This window comes from Sphingomonas faeni, assembly GCF_040407565.1.
GTDB lineage: Bacteria > Pseudomonadota > Alphaproteobacteria > Sphingomonadales > Sphingomonadaceae > Sphingomonas > Sphingomonas faeni_F.
On record NZ_JAPZPR010000001.1, the window covers coordinates 220,745 to 236,497 of the forward strand.

Here is a 15,753-nt window from a genome sequence, read left to right on the forward strand (position 1 = left end):
GTCGGTAGGGGGATGATGAGAATGAACGGTATGAATTCGATCGGGCAGACGGACCTGATCGACGCGCTGGCGGGAACCCGGCAGGTAAGGCTTGCGGACGGCCACACCGTATCGCTGGCGGCGCCTGTCATTCTGGATCTCGACGGAAAGGGTGTGCAGACGCTATCCCGCGACACCTCCGGCGTGCGCTACGATCTCGATGGCGATGGCCTTGCGGATGCGACCAGCTGGATCGGCAGTACCGAAGGCTTTCTCTTTCTCGACCGCGACGGCAACGGTACCGTGACTAATGCCGGCGAGTTCAGCTTCCTTGGCGATGTGCCGGGTGCGACGTCGGACCTTCAGGGTTTGAAGGCGTTCGACTCTACCAAGGACGGCATTCTTTCCAGTACGGACGCGCGCTGGGGCGACTTCCGCATCTGGCAGGACAAGAACGGTAACGGCGTCGCGGGGACGAGCGAGATACTGACGCTCGCGACTGCGGGCGTCCGTTCGCTTAACCTGAGCGCGGTCGCCTACGCGGGCGCCAATGGTCCGGGCGAAGTCGCGATCGTCGCCAAGGGCAGCTACACGCGCACGACAGGTACGACGATGGATCTCATCGATGCGGCGCTGACGTACGTATCGGCACCACGCGATGGCCTTCCCGCGATCGATTTCGTCGCTCAGACCCAATCGCGCAAGGCCGGCAAGTACCGGATATCCGTGAAGGACGGACGCTTGGGGGTCGTGCCGAAGCACGGCAACGATGCCAGCGACGTTCGCGCTGGTGGCCTTTCAGGTGCCGTGGAACTGACCTTCAAGCATTCGACGGTGGGCATGCTTTCCGCGATCGTCCTCGACCTGGACGGGGACGGGGTGACGCTTAAGGGAGCGGGCAAGTCGCGCGGATGGTTCGACATGAACGGCGACGGCTCTCCCGATCGTCAGGGCTGGGCGGGCCGAAACGATGGATTTCTGGTCATCGACCGTGACGGTGACGGGCGCATCGCAAGCGGTGCCGAGCTGAGCTTCCTTGCCGAGGATCCGACGGCGGGAAGCAGTCTGGCCGGACTGGCGAAGCTCGACAGCAACGGCGACAAGGTGATCGACAAGACCGACGCGCGCTTTGGCGAGTTGAGGGTCTGGACCGATTCCAACAGCAACGGTGCGACCGACGTCGGCGAACTCAAGACCTTGGCTGAACTCGGCATCCAATCGTTTTCGCTCGACGGGAGGGCAACGGGGGATAGGTCGAAGCCTGGCGACAACCTGCTGACGGCCACCGCGACGTTCACCTATGCCAATGGAATGAAGCGAACGTTGGGCGATGCCGCGCTCGCATTCAGACCAAGCGAACCAATGCCTGCAGACGTCGCCGCAGATCAAGGATCGACGATGCTTGCTGCGAAAGCCTCATCGGCAGCATCCGCGGTCGAAACCTCACCGTTACTCGGGTTCGGGGGTGGCGAGACCGTCCTGCCACAGTCCTCGATCGGGTATCTGCCTTTGGAGGGGGCTGCCCCATTGGCAACCCTACCGTCTCACGGCGATTCACCGGCGGACGCGACGACGAACCAGGCCAGTGGGACCAATGCGGCCGCAAGACACGCTTTCCTGCATGACATGACCTCGCTCCCTGCCGTCGTACCATTTCCATCACCGGAGCCCTTTGCCGACTATGGTTCGCCGAGCGACGCGTTGCCGTTCTACGGCGCAGGAACGGTTCAGGCACCGGGATCGGAGCTTGCCACTTGGCTTGTAGCGTCTTCCGAGAACTTCGCTGCGGCTTTGTCCATGTTTGGCAACGACCGGGGCACAGGACAGATCAGTAACGATTTGAGCACAAGCTCGCAACCGGTGCTCGCCGATCTGACGTTTGCGTACGGATCAACGGTCTGATCTCGAGAGGGCCCCGAACCAGAAAAAGACTCCATCGACATCGAAATGAAGCTGGATTTGGCAGCCCAAAAGATCGTCGATCCGCTTTCGACGGCATCCCGCGCAACTATCCTCGCCGACCTCGAACTCGTTACGACGGGCAAGATCGAGGCCGAACAAGGTCGGTCCGGATAGAAGCCGTCATGGTCGATGATTCTGGAAGTCAACGTACGCCGACGGCGAAGTTTTGCGGGTCCCGATCTGGCAGAACGGGCGGGCATCGATCCTGCGATCTTGACGGAACCCTAGCAGCGCGAGTTCAAGGAAAATCACGGGCTCACGAACACTTTCCACGGCACCGTGCTAAGGGTGCTGAACGCGAAGGGCCTCTCCTCAAGAGATAACTGAGTAGCAGGCGGACGGGAGTGTCCTACCCGTGAGGTCGCTATTGGTGGTGATCGATCCAGTCTGGATCCAGTTGGCCGGCATCGTCCGCATGAACTCGAGCGATGGGACTCTGTGTCCGTATCCGTTGCCGATCGCCCTGTATTGCTAACCATCCTTGCGGCGTCGGTTGTCAGCGTATCGCCATCATCACTGTGTAAGCGGTTTCCAGTCCGGCGAGAGCAGCGGCAGCGCATAGCGCGCCGGCGAACGCCATTTCCATGTCGAAGGTAATTGGGCGGCGCTGCTTCATGCGGAACACTATTCAGCGTCCGTCGCCTTGCAAGGCGATCACGGCCCATTCTGAACCCAATGGGTTTGGCCTGATCCTGTCACGGTTCGAGGCGAACGCCGTCACGCGGCGATCGTGGTTTGGATGGCACGTCGTTGGGCGCGATCGATCATCACGTTTCGAACTGCCGGAATATCGGATCGTCAGTACATGTACGCGGCTGGGCGCCTCAGAGGAACGATCGCCGGATGTCACGGAACACTGGTCGCCACGCCTCTTGCTCGGCCGGGCTTTTCCCGCAGGTGAGATCGTGACCGATCCGCTTGTCATAGACGATCGCGGGGCTAACAACGTCCATTCCGGTGCAATCTGTTTCCCTTGCGGATGCTTGTTGGCCCCGAAGTGGTAGTCGAGCTCTCGAGCGCGGAACATGCCGTGCAATTTCAGGACTGCGCGCTGTCGTGCCGGTTGAGAAGGGCGGGCCGATGACCATCGAAGATAACGAGCAGTATTGTGCGCGAAGGGTAGGCCAGGAACTGGACCTGGCGGCGGCGGCCACCGATCCCGCGGTGAAGGCGATCCATCTTAACCTGGCCGCTCGATATGCCACGCTGCGCGAACGATCGGTGCTGCCCCATGGCGGATCAGTAGAAGGTTCAGAAGGATGAACGGGGACGATGAGTGACCGCTCCGCAATCCTCGGCTCCGACTAGGCATCGCGGGTGAAGGAGATGGCAGTCTTCGGGACCGAAAGGGTGTTTTGCGTCAATGGAGCAGCAGCCGGTAAGCAAGGACGTCGTCATCGGGTAAAGTAGGACGATGTTATGCGCCCGGCGCACGGACACGCCGCCTCATGCTCGATCTGAACGCGTGAGATCTTTTTTGCGAAGTCGGCCTTACAAACGTCGGCTGTCCCTTCGGCAACCGCGCGCGATGGGTCGCCAACCAACAGCCTTCTCGGGTTTATCGCGTATCCTTCACACGCTCACATTCGTCTGAGCACGACGTGGGACAATCGTACGACTTAGCCGACCAACATTTTCAGATCCGCTCTCTCAACCAACTCAAGCAAGCGACCGCATCCAATGGCGAACCCGAGGCCACGTCCGCTCGCACCACCCGAAAGAGCGTCTGGGATTCAGCGATCTCATCGGCGCGCATCTGCAGGTGAAGACGTTGCAGAAGGTAGGTCAGGAACCTGTGGTCCCTCTCGCATAGTGCGGCGGCGCGGTTCGCCGTTCTGATCGCGCGAGACGGACCGGGAGGGCAGGAATTTTTCAAGAGTCGTCAATTTGAAAGTGGCTTGGAGCTAGAAGGCTTGCCATCGGACCAGGCGTCACTCGAGATGCTCGTGTTCCACTATAGACCTGGACTGTCGAGCGAACTACTGCTGAACACAGTCGCCAGCCGGTCGATTCAAAGCGGTATCAGCCGTTGGCGGAGGGGTAGAGGATGGAGAGTTCCGGTCCGACGCCGGCAAACGACAGCGGATTAACAGCTCTTTCGCTGATCCTTGCCTTCCTCCAGATTCCGACGGATTTGGCACAGCTTCGGCATGCAGTCGGGTCGGCTTCGCCGTCCCCTACCGATTTGGTAAGGCTCGCCCGACGACTTGGCGCGCGAGCGCGCGTGAAGACGATCCCTCTCTCCAAGCTGGCGGCTACGCCGCTTCCGCTCATCGCTCTCGACCATGCCGGAGAATATTTCGTCATCGCCGGCGTGAGGGATGGTGCCGCGCTCATTCAGCCGCCCAGTGGAGCTCCGGAACAACTGTCGCTCGATGAACTGGAGCGTCGCTGGACCGGTGAGGCCGTGCTGCTCACCACTCGCGCGGAATCCGGCGTGCTCGGCAAGTTCGACGTAACGTGGTTCATCCCCGCGTTGGTCAAGTATCGAGGGCTGATCGGCGAAGTGCTGGCAGCTTCGCTCGTGCTCCAGATATTCGCGCTGGCCACGCCGCTCATCTTCCAGGTCGTGATCGACAAGGTGCTGGTCCATAAGGGCGTCACGACGCTCAACGTGCTCGCTGTGGCGCTGATCAGCATAATCACCTTCGAGACGCTTCTAGGCGGACTGAGAGCGTACCTCTTCACGCATACGACCAGCCGCGTCGACGTCGAACTCGGCGCGAAGCTGTACCGTCATCTGCTCGGGCTGCCGCTGTCCTACTTCGAATCAAGGCGCGTGGGCGACTCGGTGGCGCGCGTCCGGGAACTCGACACCATCCGCGAGTTCCTGACGTCCTCGTCGGTGACCCTGATCATCGACCTCCTCTTCACGTTCATCTTCCTGGCCGTGATGTGGTTCTATTCGACTACCCTCCTCATCATCGTCGTGGCGGCGATCGCCCTCTACGTCCTGATCTGCGTTCTTCTGACGCCGCCTCTCAAAAGACGGATCGACGAACGGTTCAGGCGCGGCGCTGAGACCCAGGCTTTTCTGGTGGAGAGCATCTCGGGCATCCAGACGCTCAAGGCCGCTGCGGTCGAACCGCAGATGCAGCGCCGTTGGGAGACCATGCTTGCGGGATACGTCCAGACCGGATTCCGGGCCGCTCGACTGAACATCTGGGGCGGGCAGGCGATACAGTTCGTCAACAAGGTGACGACCGCGCTCATCCTCTTCTTCGGCGCCAAGCTCGCGATCGAAGGGAAGATGACCGTCGGCGAACTCGTGGCGTTCAACATGCTCGCCGGCCGCGTATCCGAACCGGTGCTGCGTCTCGCCGGACTTTGGCAGCAGTTCCAGGAAGCACGCGTCGGTCTCGCGCGTCTGGGAGACATCCTCAACACGCCGATCGAAGCAGAGTTCTCCCCTTCGCGATCCGCGCTGCCGAACGTTCAGGGCGCGGTCCGCTTCGACGACATCACCTTCCGCTATCGGGCCGGTGCGCGCGAGGCGCTGCGACGCGTCAGCCTCGACGTCGCGCCGGGTGAGGTGCTCGGAATCGTGGGGCCGTCGGGATCGGGAAAATCGACGCTCACCAAGCTCGTCCAGCGCCTATACGTTCCCGAGAGCGGAAGAGTGCTGGTCGACGGCGTCGATCTCTCCCTGGTGGATCCGGCATGGCTTCGGCGTCAGGTCGGGGTCGTGCTGCAGGAGAACCTCCTCTTCAACCGCACCATTCGCGAGAACATCGCACTCGCCGACCCAAGCCTGCCTGCCGAGGCGGTGATGTCGGCGGCCAAGATGGCCGGAGCACACGATTTCATCCTGGAACTGCCCGAGGGCTACGATTCTCTGATCGAGGAGCGTGGCGCGAACCTTTCGGGCGGGCAGCGACAGCGGATCGCAATCGCCAGGGCTCTCATCACCAATCCCCGCATCCTCATCCTCGACGAGGCGACGAGCGCACTCGATGCCGAAAGCGAGGCGGTGATCCAAGCCAACATGCGGTCCATCGTCTCCGGGCGCACCGTCATGATAATCGCGCATCGCCTGTCGGCGATCCGTGCGGCCGACCGCATCGTGACCATGGAGAACGGCGAGATCACCGAGGAGGGCGACCATAAGACGCTGATCGCGGCCGGCGGTCGTTACGCGCAACTGTGGAACTTGCAGATGCACGGCGTGGTCGCATGAGCGTGTTGCGACATCTGCGCGTTGCACTCCACGCTTGGCGGGAGGAAAACCGCGCGCGCCGAGCAGGGCGGACGCAATGGCAGGACACGGAATTCCTTCCGGCCGCGCTCGAGGTGACGGAACGACCGCCTTCGCCGATTGGTCGGACGATCATATGGACCATCATCGGGGCAGCGGCGGTAGCGATGCTCTGGGCTTTCCTCGCGCATGTCGACACCGTCGCGGTCGCGGAAGGCCGCTTGGTGCCGGAGGGTCGGCTTCGTTCGGTTGAGGCCGCGGAACAAGGCGTGATCCGATCCATCGAGGTGCGCGAGGGGCAGCACGTCACGGCAGGGCAGACCCTGATCGAACTGGATCCCACGATAGCGGAGGCCGAGGCGGACACGGCTCGGTCGGAACTATCGACCGCCGGTCTCACACGAGCGCGCGACAGCGCACTGATCGACTACATCACGGGCAGGGGCGCTGTGGTGACACCCCCGTCTGGTGCAGAACCCGCCGCAGTGGAAGCGGAGCGCCAGCTGGTCGCTGCACGGATCGACGAGTATCGCGCCAAGCTGGAGTCTATCAAACAGCGTGGGATAGGGGCCGAAGCGGCCCTGGACGGCGCGCAGGCGGAGATCGGAAAGCTTCAACGTACCTTGCCGCTCCTGCGCGAAGCGCTCGATCTGCAAAAGGGACTGGAGGCGCAGGGCTTCGGAGCGCGGCAGAAACTACTCCAGCAGCAGCAGGCGTACGTTTCGGCGGAGCAGGACCTGCAGGGTCAGATCGCCAAGGTCGCCGAAGCGCGTGCGCAGATAGCGGCGATCCGCGGGGAGGGGGCTCAAACCCGAGAAGAATTCATCAGTCGCGCGTCACAGGAGCGCGCGGAGGCCGAGGGGGTGGTGGCTACGCGGGGCAACGTCGTCCGTGAAGCGAACCGAAAACGGGGCCTGCAGCGGCTCACCGCGCCCGTTTCGGGTATCGTGCAAGAGATCACTGTCACGAGCATTGGAGAAGTGCCCGAAGTAGGCAAGCCATTGATCACGATCGTTCCCGATGACGAACAGCTGGTCGTCGAAGCGCTTCTGCTGAACCGTGACGCTGGCGGGGTCCGCGCAGGAATGGCCGCTGCGGTAAAACTAGAGGCCTATCCCTTTACGCGCTATGGTGTTCTACCGGGACGTGTCGAGAGGATCTCACCCGACGCCACCGTGGACGAGCACAGGGGGCTGGTGTTTCCTGTTCGGGTAAGTTTGCTCCGCCGCTCGCTTATAGTGGACGGTCGGTCAGCAACGATTTCACCCGGTATGGCGGTGACTGCTGAGATCGTGACCGGCCGCCGCCGGGTGATCGACTTCCTTTGGTCGCCGCTCCAGCGTAGCGTCAGCGAAGCGGGACGCGAACGATAAGGTCGCCATCGAGTCGGTTGGCAGATGGCCCCTGGAATCGAGGGGCCGGAATATCGCTGCCCTAACCAGCTGATGGCATTCGGAACGGCCAAAGCCGTCATATACGCCCCGGTTCTGGGCAAATCGCTCATTTTATGCCGGTGTATTGCAAAGTGGGAATGTAACGTTCCTATAAGCAGCATTGTACAAAGGTAATCGAACGCAACGGGCTGCCGGGTATTGGGCTTCGCACTTTTGCCTTCCCGACCGAGCCGAACGTTGCAGGCGCCTTCCTTGATATCCTCGAATGTGGACGCAAAGCTTATTGCGAAGGCGAAATGGTGAAGTTCTATCGTTTAGGTCAGTCGTGGATATGACTGCCAGAACGTGAGGGTGGCCCGCGACGACGGTATCACTTCGGGCGGCGCCTTCTCTCCCTGATGCTGGGAGAATTCGCCGAGAGAAACGCACGATCATGCTTTGGCGATTGTGCAGCACCCGATAACCTCGTATTCTTGTATCTTTCTCGATGAGGGTAATTCTCAAGGGAGGGGTGACTTGAGCGTGTCGGCATTTCGTGATCCGAGAAAGGTTGATGGCGGATGCCTCTCGATCAGGCTCGCTATCGTCTCACCCAGTTACCCCGAACTCAAATCCAGTCGCTTTTTGCCGTTCACGGGCTCCAGGTGGTTTGGCGTGGGAGTTCAACTGAGTGCCATGTTCGCCTCTATCATTAGCCCGGCGTCGGCGAACGCGGTAGAGTGGGCTAGCCAAGACAAGGCTGCCCCGACCAGTCCGGTTCTCGACGAGAAACATCCAAAGGTGCCGCTAGGGGGTTTCAATCATGGAACCATCCGATGCGATGCTAGCGATGAGGAAACGGAGCGAAACTTCAAGCATCGAGGACAGGGTGTCACATCGATCTACGCGCCTGCCGTTACCGTCGGCGGCAAGAGTAGCATGATCGTCATACCTGATTCGATGCCTAGATCGTCCGGCCGCAACTGTCGAGTTGTGAGTGTTTCGAGGCGCCGGCAATGACCTCTGGTCTAGCGAAATGTCATTCAGTAGTAGTAGTTTTGACCGCGGCGACAGTTGCCGTGATAGCTGCCATTCCAAGTGCTTTCGCTGACAAGCAAGTCAGCCCCGTCGTAATCAAAGAGTATGTCATCGGGCCAACCTTTCAGTCCAAGGCGTGCCCGATCCGAATCGATGGACATCGTCCTGGATGCCTGCAGGTCAAGCGTAAGGGCACGAAGGCGCCGATCTCTCCTATGGGTCTGTACGGCTGGCCGCATGAAGCGATTAACGGGCTGACGTGCAGGCAGTCCGTGTGCCTTGCCGCCGACGCGGCTGAAATCGACTTGTATACTCGATCTTCCACGGCCGAGGATATCAAGGGGTTGGTAATCGTTCGCCAACGCGGCGAGGTCGTTGCGGTCGCAGTAAGTCATAATATTGGTCGAAACCAATATTGGAAAGGCTTGACGGATGACAGCTTGGACTCTGCCAGTCGCCGCAATGCCGAGAGATTACTTTTGACGTACTTCCGTGAAGGAGCGTTCTGATGCCCGCAATTTCTAATGGTACGATCTATCAAGCGAACACCGGCAGTGTCAGCAGCGCGCTTTCCAACTCCATTCAGCAATCGATTTTAAATGTCATCGCCCAGCATGATCGAATTTTGGGATCGAAATACCGTGTCAAGTACAATTCGGTATTAAAGGACATAGACAAGCAGATAGACACTTGGTTGTCTCGTCATTCAAAAACCGACCCAGGTTATAATCGATCAAACAACAGCACATTCATTGATGGTCTCGGTGTGCCTTTTGCTAAGAATGGCAATGTAGTTGTCGTGATAGCTAGCGAATATGCCGATCCTGTTGGAAATCTTACAAGGGATGTTAACGGCCAAAAGGTGCGTTATAAGAAGCTTGATTCGGAGGCAGAGTATGATGCTTACTATAATAGAATAGTTATACTTCCATGGTTCGCGAACGCATTGTCGAATGGTAACGTCGAGTACCTATCATCAACCGGATGGAAGAAGTATACTCTTGACGATGTTATACATCACGAATTTGGGCATGCGGCTGACGAATCTCTCCCAAATGGGAGACCTACACGGGAAAGCGCTGCTACGGTTCGGGACCAAGCATATAATGACGGAGCCGAGCTAGCGGAATACTTTGCGCAGCAGACAGATGGGCGCGGTGTTCGACTACCGCACGGTCGCCTACGCTTTCGTGACGAGAACGGAGACGTGATAGATCCGCAAAACGGCGCAGACTTGAAGCGCTTTTCAGATTTGCAGCACAGATTGGGGTTGGATCCGTCGGCAAGCGGCAAGGTCATAAAGGACGCCGACGGAAATTTCTACGTCGTTGACGACGACACAGGTCAAGCCACGAGGCTCAGTGACATATATGGAGGTGTCGGGCGTATTATTGGCTCCAGCCTTGCCAACTATCTGTTTCATGACTCGGGCGTCATTGCGGATATAGCGACATCTACCGTACTTGGGTCGATTGGCCAGGCTCTTGGTAACGTAGTAGGACTAGCTGGTAGTAACGTTGATCTAAGTACCAGTTTCGACGCTGCGTTTTCCGATTTCGATCAGACACTTTACAGCAACCTGAAGGCTACCGGGATTGGGGCGCTATCGTCGTATACGACAATGGAGCTCGGACGGGCGTTCGGATTGCACGGCTTTGGCGCAGAGTTATTTAATCAGGTTGCAGGATCTGCGGTTAATCCGATATACAATGAAGTATTAAACAATATATTCTCAGGCCAAGCGGCGTTCGATCATTTTTCCCTTTCATCGGTATTTGGACCCAACGCTTCGTTCGATTCGGTTTTCGGTCCGTCGATAGGATCGTTCTTCGGTGCTCAGCTAGGGTCTTTGGTAATTTCCCCCACGACCAGCGCCGGCGCAGTCCTCTCGTCAATCGGATCGTCCGTAGGCGCGTTCATCGCTGGGAAAGTCCTCAGTTCGCTCGGCAACGTCATCGCGCCGGGAGTCGGTGCGTTCGTGGGGTTCGTGCTTGGCACCCTAATCGGAAACCTTTTCGGGCATCACAAGCCGCGGATTCCCAGTGCGAGCGCCGAGACTACGTTGCTGCTGCCCTTCGCCCGTTACGGCTTGGGGGCGACGCTGTCAGCGAATGGCGGCGACCTTGGGTTCGCAACGACGATGGCGGAGGCTGCACGGGACACGTTGAACGGGATCATCGCACAGATCGTCGGCACAAGCGGTACAGCTTACGTGGCAAATGCCTACTCTCCGACTCAAAGCTACGGTTATGCCGGGCAACAGGTCTACGTGAAACTGGGCGGCTCGCAGATTAACGTCACGAGCGCTGACCAAGCGGTTTCAAAGGGTGTTCTGTGGGCTCTGCCCCAAACACAGGTCATCGGTGGCGATTTGTTCTTGAAAAGGGCAATAGCCGGAGTGGCTCATGCCGACATCACGACCCTTCTGGGAGATTTGCAGGTGGCTGCCGATTACGGCAATTATCTACGAAATCGCTCGGTCATAAACGAAATGATCCAAAACGATCCCCAGTCTGCATTTTCCGCCTCTTGGATCGTCACGCTTGGTCGCGCCGTTGAAATTGGTGTGACCACATTCAAGCCATCCGACTTCTATGGCGGGATGCAGGGATTCTTAAACAGCTTTGGGGTATCCGCCTCTGGAAGTCGTGTTTCCTATGAAGATCTGACCCTAAATCTGAGTGGCGGCACGCTTTCCATTACAGGTAATTCGGCCAATTCCGCCAATCTATTTTCGCTGATACCGCAGTCGTCTGTGGATGGGGCCAATCTAAACATAGCTTCATTTGGAGCTCAAGTTGGATATGTTGAACAATCAGTAGGAATAAGATCGACTGGTAGCGACATAGAGATTGCCGCGCCGGGCAGCGGGTCGGTAACTGTATATGCGGGTACGCCTGGATACGCGTCAGGTTACTACGGTTACTACTCGGGCAACGATGGTGGCAGTGACATCATCGTCGGTGGCAACGCTAATGATTATCTGGCGGCAGGGTCAGGCGGCGACTGGATCGATGGCCAAGCAGGTGACGATCAGATTTTCGGCGGCGCTGGCGCGAACGTGCTTCTTGGCGGCGACGGGAATGACCAGATCATAGGCGGTTCCGGACGCGAATATCTCGCCGGTGGCGCGGGCGACGATTACATCGATGGCGGTTCGGGTGCTGACGTGTTGATCGGCGGAAGCGGTTCTGACTCCCTTCTTGGAGGCGATGGCAACGACATACTAATAACCGACGAAGACGGCGGCTCTACGTACGACGTGCTGAACGGGGGTAATGGCAACGATACGGTGTCGTTCGAGAGGTTCTCAACCGGCGTGACCGCAGATATTAGCGCACAAGGGCCAAGCAACGTTCTAACTACAGTGCAGGCGGGGTACACATTCTATCGAAATCAGGCAATCTATTCCCCGGACGGCCAATACCGCTTCACTTTTCAAAATGATCAAAACATCGTCCTCTACGGACCGGGAAATGCGGTGCTGTGGACGTCCAATACACGTAACGATGGCGCAGATCGGCTAGCGCTCAATGCAGATGGTAATCTTGTTTTATACCGAGGAAACAGCATAAAATGGCAATCGTACAGCGGCGGCCATTCCGGGGCTACCCTGACTATTGATAACGGCGGGCAGATCAATATCAATGATCAGGATGGCACCGCGTACTGGACGGTTGGCGGGGGAGGGTACGTCGCGCCAGTAATCAGCAACGTGTATGGTGATCAATGGGCATCCATTGAGAACATATCTGGATCGAACTACGACGATCATCTGACTGGAACAAATTTCGGTAGCACGCTTAAGGGGTTGGCCGGAAACGATGTCCTTACCGGAGGCGGTGGTGATGATACGCTTGAAGGGGGCGGCGGCGCAGACCAGATGAACGGCGGAGGCGGCGTCAACACCGCTTCCTATGCGTCGTCAACAGAAGGTGTGTATGTAGACTTCGCCGGAGAGTTGGCAGTCGGCGGTGATGCGACGGAAGACGCCTTCGCGAATATCCAAAACCTATCTGGCTCTGATTACGGAGATGAACTCGCTGGAGACGTCAATGGGAATGTCATCAAATCTGGCGCCGGTGACGATCGCATCGGAGCGACGTCGGGAGCTGATTCTTATGACGGCGGGGAGGGTTTCGATACTGTCGACTACTCTGCAACATCGTTCGTATCTGGAACATCGACCTACGAGTATGGTGGCTCCTCATATACTTACACCGCCCCGGCTATAACCGTTTACATGAACGAGTACGCCTCGTCAGTAAGCTATTTCGATGTTGACGGATCGTCCGGATATCAGACGCTTTTATCGGTTGAGCAAATTGTCGGAACGGCTTCGGATGACAGCTTTTCCAGTCTGGGATCGCTGCTCGACGTGACATGGAACGGCGGGGCCGGTGCTGATACATTTGCCGGAGGGGACGGCTCTGATACCTACGTGTTCGGGCATAGCTTTGGCACTTATGCGATAAGCGACACCAGCGCTGCGTCAAATACCCTTAGACTTACATCAGATATTTCATTCGATGACATTTGGGTAGGGAATGCAGGCGGCACGCTGCAAGTCGGCATTCGCGGCGAGGCAGGGTACATGTCCGTATCCTCCAACTTCGCCACCGTAGGTAACAACGTCATAAAAACGCTCGAAATGGGCGGTGCCGGACACGTTGATCTTACCCAGATCACTGCCGTATATGCCGGCAGTGATGGTGGGGAAGGCCTTTCTGGAGACAGTAGCACTAGCAACCTGATCTTTGGCTACAACGGTGCGGATTCGATCTACGGAGCCAACGGATCGTACTCTTATCAAGGCAGCGTCATATATGCTGGTCTTGGCGACGACACGATCGTGACGTCGGTCGGCGACGATCAGTTCCTTTACGAGCGCGGTAACGGGCGCGACTACGTCATCGACAATGGAGGTCAGAACACGATTGTGTTCGGTTCGACCGTCGCGGCGGACGACGTGCTATACGAGGTAATCGGAAACGATCTGATCATCGGCGTCAAGAACCCGGATAATCCGAACCTGACCGCGTCCCAGGTGACCGATACGATGCAGATCGTTGGAGGCGGGGTGAAGTATGTCGGAACGACGAACGGTACGACCTATTGGAACACCAATTTTTCCATCGAAGCCGGTGGCGCGACAACCGATCTGACGAAGGCCAACATCGCGTGGACCATCAACTATTTTGACGATAGCACTCCACCGGGCGGATACGGAGGATATGGCGGTTACGGCGGAGGCTACATACCGCCTATCGTGCTCGACCTGTCCAACGACGGACTCGAGATCACGCCCGTCGCGCAATCGGACATCGTGACGCGGGACGCGTCTGGCAATGTACTTCGGACATCGTGGGTCGGGCCAACCAATGGCATACTGGCCTACGATCGAAACGGCGACGGACGGGTAGACAATACGGGCGACATATCTTTCAGACATGACAAAGCCGGCGCCAAGACCGACCTCGAGGGGCTAGCCGGATGGGATGGCAATGCCGATGGAGCGCTCGATGCCCGTGACACGGACTTTGCGAAACTGGTCGTATGGACCGACATCAACCAGGACGGACAGCAGGAGATCGGTGAGGTCGTCTCGCTTCTTGAAGTCGGCGTCGCCTCGATAGATCTGAAGGGCAAGCCGACCGGTTTCGATGGAAAGGACAGCATCGACACGATCGTCCACAACACCACGCTCTTCACGCGGATCGATGGGTCGACAGGCACCGCCTATGACGTCGCGCTCGCGCGGCGAGCTCTGGGCGACGATGCCGCGTCTTCGATACTTGGTATGAAAGGGCTCGGGGAAGTGGCGTCGTTCGGTAGACTCGCCAACGGGCAGTCTACCAGCACCTTGGGCAAAGGGGTCACAACCGCGGCTCTGATCGGTGGTGCGGTCGACGCGCTTCCACAGGTCCAAGTCGGAGGCCTCGTGAACGCAGCCATCGATCCCGCCTCGGCGGCTCGGTGGGCGAATGTGCTCGATCCAACCTTAAAGGCCGCGCGTCAGAATTTGCTGGCACACGGAATGCAGGGAGGTGATCTGCTACAGACAATCCGGACGTCCGTTGCCCACGGCGATGATTGGACGACGCTGTTCGGCCGTAGCCTTCGTACCACAGCGACGCGGATGCAGGCGGTCGTCGTCGACTTCGATCGGTCTGGTGCGGACCTGATGGATCCGACGAAGTCGACCGCGCTAGCTGACGTCTCCCGCACTGGAGTTCCAGTACAGATCGGCTGGGTGAAGGGCACCGACGGCGTCCTTGCGTACGACGCCGATGGGAACGGACAGGTCGACGTCGCAAAGGAGGTAGACTTCACAGGCAAGGTGGCCAACGCCAAGAGCGCATTCCAAGGAATGGGAGCCTACGACACGAACAAGGACGGACTGCTCGACGCCGCCGACGCCGGGTTCGCCAACTTCCTGATCTGGCGTGACAAGAACGCCAACGGTCGTTCGGATGTCGGTGAAATCCAATCGCTTGCGCAGGCCGGCGTAAAACAGTTCGACCTCGCTCATCAGTCGTCGCGTTCCGCGTTCGGTAGTGCGAACGCCAACGAGGTTCTCGGCGTCGGCAAGGTGACGTTCACGGATGGCTCCAGTCGCGCGACCTATGATGTCGCGTTGGGGTTCGCGGACGGCGACACGAACGCCGATCCCGCACCCACGCGCACACCTGCGGCACAGACGACGATCATCCGCGCCACTCCGTCCGGTAGCGGCAACGAGGCGAAACCGAACGGACCGGCGTCGAGCTCTGATCTGTCGACCTCCGCAGAGTTGGCCGTGGTCGGGAGGATGCGCGGCGGCCTTTCAGGTCAGTCCGGACAGGTCGTTGCTGCCGACGCTGCGACGACGACGGCATCCCAGTGGTGGCGCGACCCGACCGCCGTGGGGCAGGATCTTGCGTCGCTCGCATCGCCCCAGTTGGTCGGGAGCGGAAGATCCGGCGCGAACGCGTCGAGCCTCGCCGGCACGCCGTCCGGCGACGCCTCGCAACTGCAGCGGCTCATGCTGTTACGGCAAAACATGGCGGCGATGCACGGCGATGCCGGCGGCGCAGCGGCAATCTGGAATCGTGGGGCGGCCAACGACATGCCGCTCGCAGCGGCGTCCACGAGCGGCTATGCAACGGTGCCGGCATCGTCGCTTACCGCGCGTGCGGGCTGAAGAACGGCGTAACGAAAGGGTCC

The 15,753-nt window shown here is 59.0% G+C and carries 8 protein-coding genes; 7 read left to right on the forward strand and 1 reads right to left on the reverse strand.

The window, feature by feature from the left end:
* Positions 1–21 precede the first annotated feature (21 nt).
* The gene (locus O6Y00_RS00825) at positions 22–1,881 is read left to right on the forward strand and encodes a hypothetical protein (RefSeq protein WP_353440779.1); all 1,860 of its coding nucleotides are present in this window, start codon (positions 22–24) and stop codon (positions 1,879–1,881) included.
* Positions 1,882–1,926: 45 nt separating this feature from the next.
* Entirely contained in the window at positions 1,927–2,055 is a 129-nt protein-coding gene (locus O6Y00_RS00830; protein WP_353440780.1) for a hypothetical protein, read from the forward strand.
* Positions 2,056–2,765: 710 nt separating this feature from the next.
* Here the strand turns inward: O6Y00_RS00830 and O6Y00_RS00835 are convergent.
* Positions 2,766–2,894 (reverse strand): hypothetical protein, encoded by a 129-nt coding sequence (locus O6Y00_RS00835; RefSeq protein ID WP_353440781.1) that lies wholly within the window; start codon positions 2,892–2,894, stop codon positions 2,766–2,768.
* A 127-nt stretch (positions 2,895–3,021) separates the two neighbouring features.
* Between O6Y00_RS00835 and O6Y00_RS00840 the strand changes: the two genes are divergently transcribed.
* The 5 genes from O6Y00_RS00840 to O6Y00_RS00860 all read left to right on the forward strand — a co-directional run bounded on the left by O6Y00_RS00840 (position 3,022) and on the right by O6Y00_RS00860 (position 15,730).
* Entirely contained in the window at positions 3,022–3,204 is a 183-nt protein-coding gene (locus O6Y00_RS00840) for a hypothetical protein (RefSeq protein WP_353440782.1), read from the forward strand.
* Between the two features lie 784 nt (positions 3,205–3,988).
* On the forward strand, positions 3,989–6,118 hold the full coding sequence (locus O6Y00_RS00845; RefSeq protein WP_353440783.1) for a type I secretion system permease/ATPase: 2,130 nt from the start codon (positions 3,989–3,991) through the stop codon (positions 6,116–6,118).
* Positions 6,115–7,509: an HlyD family type I secretion periplasmic adaptor subunit gene (locus O6Y00_RS00850; protein ID WP_353440784.1), complete on the forward strand. Its 1,395-nt coding sequence runs from the start codon at positions 6,115–6,117 to the stop codon at positions 7,507–7,509. Before O6Y00_RS00845 ends, O6Y00_RS00850 begins: the two co-directional genes overlap by 4 nt.
* A 1,016-nt stretch (positions 7,510–8,525) precedes the next feature.
* The gene (locus tag O6Y00_RS00855) at positions 8,526–9,056 is read left to right on the forward strand and encodes a hypothetical protein (RefSeq protein WP_353440785.1); all 531 of its coding nucleotides are present in this window, start codon (positions 8,526–8,528) and stop codon (positions 9,054–9,056) included.
* Positions 9,056–15,730: a beta strand repeat-containing protein gene (locus O6Y00_RS00860; RefSeq protein WP_353440786.1), complete on the forward strand. Its 6,675-nt coding sequence runs from the start codon at positions 9,056–9,058 to the stop codon at positions 15,728–15,730. The genes O6Y00_RS00855 and O6Y00_RS00860 overlap by 1 nt, the downstream gene beginning before the upstream one ends.
* The last annotated feature ends 23 nt before the right edge of the window (positions 15,731–15,753 follow it).